Consider the following 13,653-nt stretch of genomic DNA (forward strand, 5'->3'; position numbering starts at 1 on the left):
GACTTACTTCGCTGCAGCGGCGGCGGTCTTGGCGCCACCGGTGAAACGCACGTAGCCGCTCTTCTCGAGCTCGTCGGCCAGTTCCGGACCACCCGACTCGACCACGCGGCCGTCGACGAAGACGTGCACGAAGTCCGGCTTGATGTACTGGAGGATGCGCGTGTAGTGCGTGATCAGCAGCACGCCGCCGTCCTCACGCTCCTTGTAGCGGTTGACGCCCTCGGACACGATGCGCAGCGCGTCGACGTCCAGACCGGAGTCGGTCTCGTCGAGCACCGCGATCTTCGGCTTGAGCAGACTCAGCTGCAGGATCTCGTGACGCTTCTTCTCGCCACCGGAGAAGCCCTCGTTGACGCTGCGTTCGGAGAAGGCCGGATCGATCTCCAGTTCGGTCATCGCCTCCTTGGTCTCCTTGACCCAGTGGCGAAGCTTCGGGGCCTCGCCGCGGACCGCGGTGGCGGCACTGCGCAGGAAGTTCGACATCGAGACGCCGGGCACCTCGACCGGGTACTGCATGGCCAGGAACAGGCCGGCGCGAGCGCGCTCATCGACGGTCATCTCCAGGACGTCCTGGCCGTCGAGGGTGATGCTGCCCGAGGTGACCTCGTACTTGGGGTGGCCGGCGATCGCGTACGACAGTGTCGACTTGCCCGAGCCGTTCGGGCCCATGATCGCGTGCGTCTCGCCGGACTTGATGGTCAGGTCGACGCCCTTGAGGATGTGGATCGGCTCGGCGTCGGGATCGGACTGGGCGACGTCGACATGGAGGTCGCGGATTTCCAGGGTGGTCATAGTTCTTTCTTTCGTTTCGACAGGCTCGGTCGAGCGGGGCTGATGCGCGGGCGGGTCAGGCGCCGGCGGCTTCGAGTTCGGCTTCCACGGCGGCTTCCAGCCGCTCCCGGACGTCGGGCACCGGGATCTTGGCGAGAACCTCGCCGAAGAAACCGCGCACGACGAGGCGGCGCGCCTGCTCCTCGGGGATGCCGCGGGCCTGCAGGTAGAACAACTGCTCGTCGTCGAAGCGGCCGGTGGCACTCGCGTGACCGGCGCCGACGATCTCGCCGGTCTCGATCTCCAGGTTCGGCACCGAGTCGGCGCGGGCGTTGTCGGTGAGCACCAGGTTGCGGTTGAGCTCGTAGGTGTCGGTGCCCTCCGCGGACGGACGGATCAGCACGTCGCCGATCCAGACGGTGTGCGCCTCTTTGCGCTTGTCGCCGGACGGATCGCCCTGCAGCGCGCCCTTGTAGGTGACCAGGGATCGGCAGTTCGGGGCGGAGTGGTCGACCAGAAGCCGCTGTTCGAGATGCTGGCCGCCGTCGGCGAAGTACAGGCCCCACATCTCGACGTCGCCGCCGGGCGCGGTGTACTGCACGCGCGGCGAAAGCCGCACCAGATCGCCGCCGAGGCTGACCGCGAAGTGCCGCAGGACCGCGTCGCGGCCCACGGACACGTGATGCGCGGTGACGTGCACGGCGTCGTCATCCCAGTCGTGCACGTTCACAACGGTCAGGTGGGCGCTGTCGTCGACGATGAACTCGACGTTCTCGCCGATGGTCCCGCCGCCACGCTGGTCGAGCACGACGGTCGCCTTGCTGAACGGCTCGGCATGGATCTGGATGTGCGAGAACGCGGTCTCGCCCTGTCCGGGGCCGGTGACGGTCACGGTGATGGGCTCGTCGACCTGCGCGTTCTTCTCGACGGTGACGACCGTGGCCTGGGTGAAGGACGAGTAGGCCTGCGCGGCAACCCGGTCGAACGGCACACCGCCCGCACCGAGCCGCTTGTCGTCGCGGCCGACGGTCTCGACCCTCACGCCGCTCCCGGCGCCGGTCTGATTCGGCCCGCTCGCTTCGCTCCCGGCGCCGGTCACCTCCACGGTGGTCTGTCCGGTCGCGACGGCGGTGCCGTCGTGCAGGCCGCGCAGACGGCGGAACGGGGTGAACCGCCACGCCTCCTCACGCTGCGCCGGTACCTCGAAGGCGTTCACGTCGAACGAGGTGAACAGCTCACCCTTGTTGACGACCACTCCCGAATCGGTGGTCTTGTCGGTGGCCGTCATCAGCCGACCGCTCCTTCCATCTGCAGCTCGATGAGCCGGTTGAGTTCCAGGGCGTACTCCATCGGGAGCTCCTTGGCGATCGGCTCCACGAAACCGCGGACGACCATGGCCATCGCCTCGTCCTCGGTCAGTCCCCGCGACATCAGATAGAACAGCTGATCGTCGCTGACCTTGGAGACCGTCGCCTCGTGGCCCATGGTGACGTCGTCCTCGCGGATGTCGACGTACGGGTAGGTGTCGCTCCGGCTGATCTGGTCGACCAGCAGGGCGTCGCACTTGACCGTCGACCGGCTGCCGTGGGCACCCGGATTGACCTTGATCAGGCCGCGGTACGAGGATCGGCCACCGCCGCGCGCCACCGACTTGGAGACGATGTTGCTGGAGGTGTACGGCGCCAGAATGCACCATCTTGGAGCCGGTGTCCTGGTGCTGGCCCTCGCCCGCGAACGCGACCGAGAGGACCTCGCCCTTGGCGTGCTCGCCGGTCAGCCAGACGGCCGGGTACTTCATCGTCACCTTCGAGCCGATGTTGCCGTCGACCCACTCCATGGTGGCGCCGGCCTCCGCCTTCGCCCGCTTGGTGACGAGGTTGTAGACGTTGTTCGACCAGTTCTGGATGGTCGTGTAGCGACAGCGGCCGCCCTTCTTCACGACGATCTCCACGACCGCCGAATGCAGCGAGTCCGACTTGTAGATCGGCGCGGTGCAGCCTTCGACGTAGTGCACGTAGGCACCCTCGTCGACGATGATCAGCGTTCGCTCGAACTGGCCCATGTTCTCGGTGTTGATCCGGAAGTAGGCCTGCAGCGGGATGTCGACGTGCACACCCGGCGGAACGTAGATGAACGAGCCGCCCGACCAGACCGCCGTGTTGAGGGCGGAGAACTTGTTGTCGCCGGCCGGGATGACGGTGCCGAAGTACTCCTGGAACAGTTCGGGGTGCTCACGCAGACCCGAGTCGGTGTCCAGGAAGATGACGCCCTTCTCCTCCAGGTCCTCGCGGATCTGGTGGTAGACGACCTCGGACTCGTACTGGGCGGCGACACCGGCGACCAGACGCTGCTTCTCCGCTTCCGGGATGCCGAGCTTGTCGTAGGTGTTCTTGATGTCCTCGGGCAGGTCTTCCCACGACTGGGCCTGCTTCTCGGTGGACCGCACGAAGTACTTGATGTTGTCGAAGTCGATGCCATCCAGGTCGGCGCCCCACGTCGGCATCGGCTGGCGATCGAAGATGCGCAGGGCCTTGAGGCGCTGCTCCAGCATCCACTCGGGCTCGTTCTTCTTGCCCGAGATGTCGCGCACGACGGCCTCGGACAGACCGCGCTGAGCCGAGGCGCCGGCGGCGTCGCTGTCCGCCCAGCCGTAGCCGTAGCGGTCGAAGGAGGCGATCGTCTCCTCCTGCGTCAGAGCGGGAGCGCCGGGCGCGGTGGTGCCGGCGGGATCGGTGACCGTCATCGTGAGGCCTTTCCATGGGTGGGCTGTGTCGGCAGGGTTCGTTCGGGAGCCGCGGTGTCCGGTGGCGGGTGGAGAGGTACGTGCGTGGTGCACACGCAATCGCCGTTGGCGATGGTGGCCAGTCGCTGAACGTGTGTGCCGAGGAGTTCGGTGAACTTGGCGGTCTCGGCTTCACAGAGTTCGGGGAACTCGGCGGCCACATGCGCCACCGGGCAGTGGTGCTGGCAGATCTGCACGCCGGTGCCCACCTCGCGGGTGTTGGCCGAGTAGCCGGCACTGGTCAGCGCGTCCGCGATCTGCTCGACGGTCGCGACCACGTCGCCCGACGACGAGGCCGGGGCGATCTCGGAGACGATCCCGTCGATGCGGTCGGCGGCGAAGCTCTGCACGGCGTCCTCGCCGGCGATGTCGCGCAGCTTACGCAGCGCGGCGCCGGCCAGATCGTCGTAGGCGTGCCGCAGTTTGCCGCGCCCGGCGGGGCTGAGCTGGTACCACTTCGCGGGACGGCCGCGGCCGCCCTTCCCGAATCCGGGGGCGGCGGGCTCGATGTCGCCGGCCGCGGTCAGGATGTCCAGGTGGCGGCGGACGCCGGCGGGACTGATGCCCAGCCGCTCCGCGATGTCGCCGGCGGTGAGCGGACCTTCGTCCACGAGGAGGGACACGACGGCGGCGCGGGTCTGGCCGTCGGCGCCGGACCCTTCCGTCAACTGCTCGGTGAGCAGGTCGTTTCGCTCCTCCACGCTTTTCACAACATTATTGTGTCGTAATTGTTCCCGGCGTTCCAGCAAGGGTCGCCTAAGCCACACCGCCCCCACTCGTCCCGCGGGTCCGGCCGATCCCGGCGCAGCCGTCGCCTACAGTCGAATCCGTGCCTCATGTCCCCGGTGTGCGTCCCGCACTCGACTACCTCGGCCTGAGCAGGCCGCGTTCGACGGACATCGATGCCACCGGCGACTACGGCGTGACCCTGGCCCGGATGCACCACTCCGAATCCGAGGTGGGGCCGCTCAACGCGCTCGAAGACAAGCGCCTGCGCCGGATCCGGCTGTTCGGCACCACCGGCGCCGTTCTGATCCTGATCGGATCCCTCGGCACCGGCATGGTTCCAGTCCTCCAGAACCCCATCGTCGGCATGCGGCTGCTGTCGCTGCCGTCCCGGATGTTCTCCACCGCCCTGACGATCTCCATCGGCGGCACGATGATGCTGGTGGTCGCCTGGGTGCTGCTCGGGCGCTACGCGATCGGCCGATACGGGGTGGAGGTCGCCGAGGGACGGAGCCCGGCACGGCGGATGAGCCGAGGTCAGGCCGACCGGACGCTCGTCATGTGGATCGCCCCGCTCCTGGTGGCGCCGCCGCTGCTGTCCAAGGACGTGTACTCGTACCTGGCGCAGAGCGCGATCGCGTTCCGCGGCATGGATCCGTACACGTACAGCCCGATGCGCGGCCTGGGCGTCGACCATCCCCTGACGCTCTCGGTGCCCAATCTCTGGAAGGACACTCCGGCGCCGTACGGTCCCCTGTTCCTCTGGATCGGCGAGCAGATCACCCGTGTCACCGGTGACAACATCACTGCAGCCGTCTTCCTGCACCGCCTGGTCGCCCTGTTCGGTGTCGGCCTGATCGTCTGGGCGCTGCCCCGCCTGGCACGACGCTGCGGAGTCTCGTCGGTGGCGGCGCTCTGGCTCGGGGCCCTCAACCCGCTGCTGATCCTGCATCTCGTCGGCGGAATCCACAACGAAGCCCTGATGATCGGCATGATGCTGGTCGGCATGGAGTGGTCGTTCCGCGCGATCTACGGCACCGGCCGACTCAGCGAACCCGGACGGCCCTATCTGCCCTCCGCCGCAGGCTGGATCCTGATCGCCGGTATCGCGGTGATCGCCGCCTCCACGATGATCAAGGTCGCGTCGGCGCTCGCACTCGGCTTCGTCGGAGTCGCGCTGGCCGTCCGATGGGGCGCGACGCTCCCCGCGCTGCGCAATGCTCCGGTCTCGCAATGGTGGGCGCGGTCGCGGACCTCCATCGTCGCTCTCCTGCGCGCCGCAGCGCTGTCCGGTGCCATCACCGCGGTCGTGGTGATCGGGATCTGCGTCGGAACCGGACTCGGTTTCGGATGGACCTCGACGCTGTCGACCGGCGGAATCGTCCGTTCGTGGATGTCCATGCCGACCCTGCTGTCGGTGGTGGCCGGCCGGATCGGGCTCTGGCTGGGCCTCGGTGAGCAGACTCAGGCGATCCTCGATGTGGCCCGTCCGATCGGTCAGCTGATCGCCGGCCTGTTCGTGATCCGGTGGCTGCTCGCCGTGATCGCCGGCCGCATCCATCCTCTCGGCGGCCTCGGCATCGCGATGGCGACCTTCGTGGTGTTCTTCCCGTTCGTTCAGGCCTGGTATCTGCTGTGGGCGATCATTCCGCTCGCCGCGTGGGCCACCACCCGCTGGTTCCGCGTCGGCACGGTCGTCGTGTCCGCGATCATCGCCGTCGTCGTGATGCCCACCAGCTCGGACACGCCACCGCTCGTGGTCGCTCAGGGCCTGGCCACCGGTCTGCTCATGACCCTGGTCACAAGCGCGTTCTTCTTCATCGACCATCCGACGCGCCAGTGGTGGCGACACCGGCGACGCACCTGACCCGGTCGCGGACGCCGGCCCCGGCAGGCCTACTCTTGAGCCCGTGCATTCCGCGACCGATCCCGTCCCCGCCGTCGCGGTCGACGGACTGGTCAAACGCTTCGGCGACGTGACCGCGGTCGACGGCCTGGACCTCACTCTGCCCCGCGGCGAGGTGCTCGCGCTGCTCGGCCCGAACGGCGCCGGCAAGACCACCACCGTCGAGATCTGCGAAGGCTTCACCGCTCCCGACGACGGCACGGTCCGTGTCCTCGGCCTCGATCCGATCGCCGACAACGACCGTCTCCGGGAACGGATCGGGGTCATGCTGCAGGGCGGCGGCGCCTACCCGGGCGCCAAGGCCGGGGAGATGCTTCGGCTCTGCGCCTCCTACAGCGCCGACCCGCTGGATCCGGGCTGGCTGCTGGACGTCCTGGGCCTGTCCGACGCGGCCGGCACGTCGTACCGCCGGCTGTCCGGCGGCCAGCAGCAGCGTCTGGCTCTCGCCTGCGCGCTCGTCGGCCGTCCCGAACTCGTCTTCCTGGACGAGCCGACCGCCGGCCTCGACGCTCACGCCCGGCTGCTGGTGTGGGACCTGATCTCCAGTCTGCGCGCCGACGGCGTCTCGGTCCTGGTGACCACCCATCTGCTCGACGAGGCCGAACAGCTCGCCGATCAGATCGTGATCATCGACCACGGACGCGTCGCCGCCGCCGGCACGCCTGCCGACCTGACCCGAGCCCACGACCACGAGAAGCTGCGCATCGTCACGGCCTCGCCGATCGATCCGGCCGCGCTCGGGCAGGCACTGGGCGCCGGCTACGACTGCGTCGCGGTGTCCCCCGGCACCTACACGGTCACCGGGGACCTCACCCCCGCCCTGGTGTCCACGGTGGCGAACTGGTGCGCCGAACAGGATGTCCTGGCGACCGAGATCAGCGCAGCGAGCGACAGTCTCGAGGACGTCTTCCTGAAACTGACCGGGCGAGAGGTGCGCTCATGACCGCCCGCTTCGCACCCGGCACGTTCACTCCCGCCCCCCGGCCCGCCTCGGTCGGCGCGATGGTGGCCGCACAGACCCGGATGGAGCTGACACTTCTTCTCCGCAACGGCGAGCAGCTGCTGCTCACCATGTTCATCCCGATCACCATGCTGGTCGGACTGTGCCTGCTCCCGCTGAGCACACCGCTCGGCGACACCACCGCCGACCGGGCCGCCACCTTCGTGCCCGCGATCATGGCGGTGGCGATCATGTCGACCGCCTTCACCGGGCAGGCCATCGCCGTCGGCTTCGACCGTCGTTACGGGGCCCTCAAGCGGCTCGGCGCCACCCCGATCCCGCGATGGGGCCTCATCGCCGGGAAGTCCCTCGCCGTCGTCGGAGTGGTCGCGCTGCAGATGCTGATCATCGGTGGCCTGGGCTTCGCCTTCGGCTGGCGGCCGTCGATCGCCGGCCTGGCGATGGGTGTCGTGATCATCGCGCTGGGCACCATCACCTTCGCCTCCCTGGGCCTGCTGCTCGGCGGGACGATGAAGGCCGAGGTGGTCCTCGCGCTCGGCAACCTCATCTGGTTCGTCCTGCTCGCCTTCTCCGGGCTCGTCGTCTTCGACGAACACGTCCCCGGCGCCGTCCGCACCTTCGCCCGGTGCACGCCGTCCGGCGCGCTCACCGAGGCGCTGACCCGCGCCGCCGAATCGTCGTTCGACGTGTTCGGCGTCGTCGTCCTGCTCATCTGGGCCGCTGTCGGCAGCGTGCTCGCCGTCAGGTGGTTCAAGTTTGAATGACACACGCAGTGGTTCGTCGACGATGTCGGGCTGGTTCGGGTTCCGCGCTCCCACGCTGACGTTCCTGTACCGCTGGGCGATCGCGAATCTGGCGGCCAACGTGCTGCTCGTGGTGACCGGCGGCGCCGTGCGCCTCACCGGGTCCGGGCTCGGCTGTCCGACGTGGCCGCAGTGCGGCGGCGGCAAGTACACCCCGCCGCTCAGCTACCACGGCGTGATCGAGTTCGGCAATCGCACACTGACCTTCGTCCTCGCGGTCATCGCGATCGCCACGTGGGTGGCGGCCATGCGCTATCGGCCCGTCGATCGCACCGCACGCCGTCTGGCGACCGTCGTCGCGCTCGGCATTCCGCTGCAGGCGGTGATCGGCGGCGTCACGGTCCTTACGAACCTCAACCCGTGGGTCGTGTCACTGCACTTCCTCGCCACCATCGGGATCATCTCGCTGGCGACGTGGCTGGTGTTCCGCACCCGGCCCGAGCCGCTCGACCGGGGCGACGCGACGACGGTGCCGGCCCGGCTCGCGGTGGCTCTGGCCTGGACCGTCTACGCGGTCACCTGGGTGACGATCTACCTCGGTACGGTCGTCACGGGAGCCGGACCGCACGCCGGTGACGAGAAGGCGCACCGCAACTCGCTGGATCCGGCGAACGCGAGCCAGTTGCACGCCGATGCGGTGTGGACTCTCGTCGGCGCGGCTTTCGCCCTCATCCTGCTCGCCGTGATCGCCGGACTCGCCATGAAGCGCGCGGCACTGATCTTCGGCGGCATCGTGCTTCTGCAGGGTCTGATCGGCTACATCCAGTACGCCACGCACCTGCCGATGGTTCTGGTGATCCTGCACATGTTCGGCGCCTCGCTCCTGATGATCGGAGCAAGCTGGCTGCTGTTCAGTGCGCGCGGCGCGGCGCGCACGATCGAACTGACCGACTGAGACCGGGCCGGTCGAGGATTCGCGTCAGTCGAGGATCTTGCGGTTACGCGGTCGCGGGAAGCGCTTCTGACCGGCGACCCAGCCGGCCATCTTGCGCCAGTGCGACGGCGCCACGCTCACCGTGGAGGTCAGCGAGCGATCCCATTCGTCGGCCTCCTCGAGACCGTCCACCTCGGCCACGACGGCCTTGGCCTGTTCCAGCGTGGGAACCACCCGGTCGCCGAGCGCTCCGTCCTGGCCGCCGACCAGCGTGATGCGGACACCGGCCTCGCCGATGGGCTGCAGGACCGCCTTGGCGCTGCCTCCTTCGGAAGCCACGTACTTGCGGATCGACGACACGACGTCGGCGGGCACCGGGGCGGTCGCCGGCGCGGTCACCGGAGCGTCGTCGGTCACGGTCGGGGTCGCGGTCTCTTCGCTCATGGCTTCGATGATACCGAGTCGCCGGAGAACAGCGGAGCCACCTTCTCCAGGGAGCGTCGTGCCGCCGGCGGAGCCGAGACCGTACCGCGTGCGAGACTCGAGGCATGCATGCGATCACCGTCACCTCGACGGGCGGGCCGGACGTCCTGGTCCCCGCCACACTGCCCGATCCGGTACCGGGACCCGGTGATCTGCTGGTCGCCGTCCGGGCCGCCGGAGTGAACTTCATCGACACCTACTTCCGCGCCGGGATGTACCCGCGTCCACTCCCCTACGTGCCGGGCCTGGAGGGTGCCGGTGAGGTGGTGGCCGTCGGGGACGCCGTCACGACCCATGCGGTCGGTGATCGGGTGGCCTGGTGCGATGTGCCGGGCGGATACGCCGATCTCGCGGTCGTTCCGGCCGCCCGGGCGGTCGCGGTGCCGGACGGGGTGAGCGACGAGGTCGCCGGCTCATCCCTGCTGCGCGGACTGACCGCCCACTATCTCCTGGACGGCAGTGCCCACCCCGTATCGGGTGACACGATCCTGCTGCACGCGGGTGCCGGCGGGGTGGGATCGATCCTGACGCAACTCGCGGTCGCCCGGGGCCTGCGCGTCATCACGACCGTCTCCGACGACCGCAAGGAGGCGCTCTCGCGTGCGGCGGGCGCCGCCGAAGTGCTGCGGTACGGGGACGACCTCGCCGCTCGTGTGCGCGACCTGATCGGCGGACTCGGGGTTCCGGTCGTCTACGACGGTGTCGGTGCAGCCACCTTCGAACAGTCCCTCGCCGCCACCGCGATCCGCGGGACGGTCGTGCTGTTCGGTGCGGCCAGCGGTCCGGTGCCGCCGTTCGATCTGCAACGGCTCAACGCGCTCGGATCGCTGTCGGTCACCCGGCCGACGCTCGCCCACTTCATCGCTGCACCCGACGAGCTCGCCTGGCGGGCCGGCGACTATCTGGGGGCTCTCGCCGACGGTTCGGTCACCGTCACCGTCGGGCAGGCGTACCGGCTCGTCGACGCCGAGCGGGCGCACCGCGACCTCGAGGCCCGCCGGACCACGGGCACCACCGTCCTGCTGCCGGGGTGATCCTCGATCGCCCCGCAGAAGGTCAGAAGTAGGACGCGATGGTCGGCAGATCGAGCACGGCGTCGACGGCCAGACCGCAGAACAGCAGCGCGAGGTACTCGTTGGACTGCAGGAAGATCTTGAGCGGCTTCACTTCCGCGCCGCGGCGGGTCTGCACGTACAGCTTCACCACGCACCAGGTGAACCAGGCGCCCGACAGGAGGGCCACCGACAGGTAGATCCAGCTGGTCACCGGGATCAGGAACAGTGAGGTGATGACGGTGAGCACCGTGTAGACGAGGATCTGCTTGGTGACCTTCTCGTCGGAGGCGATCACCGGCAGCATGGGGACGCCGGCGGCGCGGTAGTCCTCGCGGTAGCGCATCGCCAGTGCCCAGGTGTGCGGCGGCGTCCAGAAGAACACCACCAGGAACATCACGACCGGCTGCCAGCTCAGATCGCCGGTCACGGCGGCCCAGCCGACGAGGGCCGGCATGCAGCCCGCTGCGCCGCCCCAGATCACGTTCTGCCAGGTGCGGCGCTTCAGGATCAGCGTGTACACGCCGACGTAGAAGGCGATCGTGATCATGACCAGGACCGGCGGCAGCCACTTGTCACCCGTACCGAAGTACAGGACCAGGAACGACGCGACGGCCAGCACCACACCGAAGATCAGTGCGTTGCGCACCGGAACGGCGTGACGGGCCAGCGGACGGCGCTGGGTCCGCTTCATCTTCTGGTCGATGTCGGCGTCGGCCACCATGTTCAGGCTGTTGGCGCTCGCGGCGCCCATCCAGCCGCCGACCACCGTGATCAGGATCAGTCCGATGTCGACGTGACCGCGGTGGGCCTGCAGCATCACCGGGATGGTGGACACCAGCAGCAACTCGATCACGCGGGGTTTGGTGAGCGCGATGTAGGCCAGAAGAGTGGCCTTGACCCGTGCCGCACCCGTGGCGGGAGCGGCATCGGAGCCGGAAACCGGAGTCTGCGGCGAGTCGCCGCCGACGGAAGCGCGTGAGTTCACGCTTTCCCCGATCTTCAACGTCCGGTCTCCTTAATCCGCAGGCCGCCGGACACCGAACACGCCGGGGACGATCCCGGGTTCCTCGAGCGGGGCCGCTGCTCGTCCACGATGGTATCCCTCCCGGTCCCCACACCCGAATCCGGGCCGCTAGGCTGGAGACACCGCACGCCTCAATACACAGGAGTCTTCCCGATCGTGGCCGATACAGACGAGATTCGCGAGCTGACCAAGCAGGTCTACCCCTCCGATTGGACGGCCGTCGACAGCCGGGCCGTCGACACCGCCCGGCTGCTGGCCGCGGACGCGGTCCAGCACTGCGGCAGCGGCCACCCGGGCACGGCCATGAGCCTCGCCCCGCTGGCCTACACGCTGTACCAGCGCGTGATGCGCCACGACCCCGCCGACCCCGAATGGGTCGGCCGCGACCGCTTCGTCCTGTCGTGCGGCCATTCGAGCCTCACCCAGTACATCCAGCTGTACCTCGGCGGTTTCGGTCTCGAGCTCGACGACCTCAAGGCGCTGCGCACCTGGGGCTCGCTCACGCCGGGCCATCCGGAGTACCACCACACCAAGGGCGTGGAGATCACCACCGGCCCCCTCGGCCAGGGTCTCGCCTCGGCCGTCGGCATGGCGATGGCATCCCGCCGCGAGCGCGGCCTGTTCGATCCGGACGCCGCGCCCGGCCAGAGCCCGTTCGATCACGAGATCTACGTGATCGCCTCCGACGGCGACATCGAAGAGGGCGTCACCTCCGAGGCGTCGTCGCTCGCCGGCACCCAGCAGCTCGGCAATCTGATCGTCTTCTACGACCAGAACCACATCTCCATCGAGGACGACACGCACATCGCCCTCACCGAGGACACCGCCGCACGCTACGAGGCGTACGGCTGGCACGTGCAGAAGGTGGAGGGCGGCGAAGACGTCGTCGCCATCGAGCAGGCGATCGAGGCGGCCAAGGCCGTCACCGACAAGCCGTCGATCATCCTTCTCCGCACCATCATCGCGTGGCCGGCACCGGACAAGATGAACACCGGCGCCTCGCACGGCAGTGCGCTCGGTGTCGAAGAGGTCGCCAAGACCAAGGAGATCCTCGGCTTCGACCCCGACAAGAGCTTCGAGGTGTCCGACGAGGTCATCGCCCACACCCGCGAACTCGGCGACCGCGCCAAGAACGCCCGTGCCCAGTGGCAGACCGCGTTCGACGCCTGGGCGTCGGCGAATCCGGACCGGAAGCACCTGTTCGACCGTCTGCAGAGCCACACCCTTCCGAACGGCTGGGCCGACTCGCTGCCGGCCTGGAAGGTCGGCGACAAGGACCTGGCGACGCGTTCGGCGTCGGGCAAGGTGCTCGAGGCGCTCGCCGATGTGCTGCCGGAACTGTGGGGCGGCTCGGCCGACCTGGCCGGCTCGAACAACACGACCATGCCCGGCCAGCCGTCGTTCGGCCCGACCTCGATCAGCACCTCCACCTGGAGTGCCGAGCCGTACGGTCGCACCCTGCACTTCGGCATCCGCGAGCATGCGATGGGCGCCATCCTCAACGGCATCGTGCTGCACGGCCCCACCCGCGCCTACGGCGGCACGTTCCTGCAGTTCGCCGACTACATGCGTCCGGCGGTGCGCCTCGCCGCGCTGATGGAGATCGACCCGGTCTACGTGTGGACCCACGACTCGATCGGCCTCGGTGAGGACGGCCCCACCCACCAGCCGGTGGAGCACCTCGCCGCGCTGCGCGCCATCCCCAACCTCGACGTGGTGCGTCCCGCCGACGCCAACGAGACGGCGCACGCCTGGCGTGAACTGCTCGGTCGCCGCGACCGTCCGGTCGCGTTGGCCCTGACCCGGCAGAACGTGCCGGTTCTGGAGGGCACCTCCGTCGACGGTGTCAGCAAGGGTGGCTATGTGCTCGCCGACACCGACGGCACGCCGGACGTCGTGCTGATCGGCACCGGCTCCGAGGTGTCGCTGGCCGTCGAGGCCCGCGCCGCGCTGGCCGAGCAGAACATCGCCGCCCGCGTGGTCTCGATGCCATGCGTCGAATGGTTCGACGAGCAGGACCAGTCGTACCGCGACGACGTCCTGCCGGCCGGCGTTCCCCGCGTCGCCGTCGAGGCCGGCATCGCCATGTCCTGGTACCGCATCGTCAACGGCGGCGCCGGCATCAGCACGGCGCCCGGCGAGATCGTGTCCCTCGAGCACTTCGGCGCGTCCGCGCCGTACCAGACGCTGTACGAGAAGTTCGGCATCACCGCCGACGCGGTCACAGCGGCCGCGAAGCGGCTCCTCGGCAAGTAGCGTTCACGGCAG

General features: G+C 68.9%; 11 protein-coding genes and 1 pseudogene. 6 read left to right on the top strand and 6 right to left on the bottom strand.

All coding sequences use genetic code 11. From position 1 onward, the window contains the following. Positions 1-3: 3 nt before the first annotated feature. The 4 genes and pseudogenes from sufC to QM774_RS04545 form a co-directional block, all read right to left on the bottom strand. Entirely contained in the window at positions 4-792 is a 789-nt protein-coding gene (gene sufC / locus QM774_RS04530) for a Fe-S cluster assembly ATPase SufC (RefSeq protein ID WP_414974746.1), read from the bottom strand. A gap of 55 nt (positions 793-847) precedes the next feature. Further along, positions 848-2,059, bottom strand: a complete 1,212-nt coding sequence (gene sufD / locus QM774_RS04535; RefSeq protein WP_414974747.1) for a Fe-S cluster assembly protein SufD — start codon at positions 2,057-2,059, stop codon at positions 848-850. After that, positions 2,059-3,514 (bottom strand): annotated as a pseudogene (sufB, locus tag QM774_RS04540) (Fe-S cluster assembly protein SufB). Before sufB ends, sufD begins: the two are co-directional and overlap by 1 nt. Then, positions 3,511-4,254 carry a helix-turn-helix transcriptional regulator gene (locus QM774_RS04545; protein ID WP_414974748.1) on the bottom strand — a complete coding sequence of 248 codons (744 nt, stop codon included), beginning with the start codon at positions 4,252-4,254 and terminating at the stop codon, positions 3,511-3,513. Before QM774_RS04545 ends, sufB begins: the two are co-directional and overlap by 4 nt. A gap of 128 nt (positions 4,255-4,382) precedes the next feature. On the opposite strand from QM774_RS04545, the gene mptB reads away from it, so the two are divergent. The 4 genes from mptB to QM774_RS04565 are packed head-to-tail and all read left to right on the top strand — an operon-like array spanning position 4,383 to position 8,844. Further along, positions 4,383-6,146 (top strand): polyprenol phosphomannose-dependent alpha 1,6 mannosyltransferase MptB, encoded by a 1,764-nt coding sequence (gene mptB, locus QM774_RS04550; protein WP_414974749.1) that lies wholly within the window; start codon positions 4,383-4,385, stop codon positions 6,144-6,146. A 43-nt stretch (positions 6,147-6,189) separates the two neighbouring features. Further along, positions 6,190-7,128, top strand: a complete 939-nt coding sequence (locus QM774_RS04555; protein ID WP_414974750.1) for an ABC transporter ATP-binding protein — start codon at positions 6,190-6,192, stop codon at positions 7,126-7,128. After that, positions 7,125-7,910 (top strand): ABC transporter permease, encoded by a 786-nt coding sequence (locus QM774_RS04560; RefSeq protein WP_414974751.1) that lies wholly within the window; start codon positions 7,125-7,127, stop codon positions 7,908-7,910. The genes QM774_RS04555 and QM774_RS04560 overlap by 4 nt, the downstream gene beginning before the upstream one ends. 22 nt (positions 7,911-7,932) lie before the next feature. Beyond that, on the top strand, positions 7,933-8,844 hold the full coding sequence (locus QM774_RS04565; protein ID WP_414974752.1) for a COX15/CtaA family protein: 912 nt from the start codon (positions 7,933-7,935) through the stop codon (positions 8,842-8,844). Between the two features lie 24 nt (positions 8,845-8,868). On the opposite strand, the gene QM774_RS04570 is transcribed toward QM774_RS04565, so the two are convergent. Then, the gene (locus QM774_RS04570) at positions 8,869-9,267 is read right to left on the bottom strand and encodes a hypothetical protein (RefSeq protein ID WP_414974753.1); all 399 of its coding nucleotides are present in this window, start codon (positions 9,265-9,267) and stop codon (positions 8,869-8,871) included. A gap of 104 nt (positions 9,268-9,371) precedes the next feature. On the opposite strand from QM774_RS04570, the gene QM774_RS04575 reads away from it, so the two are divergent. After that, the gene (locus tag QM774_RS04575) at positions 9,372-10,340 is read left to right on the top strand and encodes a quinone oxidoreductase family protein (protein WP_414974754.1); all 969 of its coding nucleotides are present in this window, start codon (positions 9,372-9,374) and stop codon (positions 10,338-10,340) included. 22 nt (positions 10,341-10,362) lie between these two features. On the opposite strand, the gene QM774_RS04580 is transcribed toward QM774_RS04575, so the two are convergent. Next, positions 10,363-11,364 (bottom strand): heme o synthase, encoded by a 1,002-nt coding sequence (locus tag QM774_RS04580; RefSeq protein ID WP_414974755.1) that lies wholly within the window; start codon positions 11,362-11,364, stop codon positions 10,363-10,365. A 177-nt stretch (positions 11,365-11,541) separates the two neighbouring features. On the opposite strand from QM774_RS04580, the gene tkt reads away from it, so the two are divergent. Then, positions 11,542-13,641 (top strand): transketolase, encoded by a 2,100-nt coding sequence (gene tkt / locus QM774_RS04585; protein ID WP_414974756.1) that lies wholly within the window; start codon positions 11,542-11,544, stop codon positions 13,639-13,641. Positions 13,642-13,653 lie beyond the last annotated feature (12 nt).

Origin of the sequence: Gordonia sp. (in: high G+C Gram-positive bacteria), assembly GCF_047600565.1 — a bacterium.
In the GTDB taxonomy this organism is placed as follows: Bacteria; Actinomycetota; Actinomycetes; order Mycobacteriales; family Mycobacteriaceae; genus Gordonia.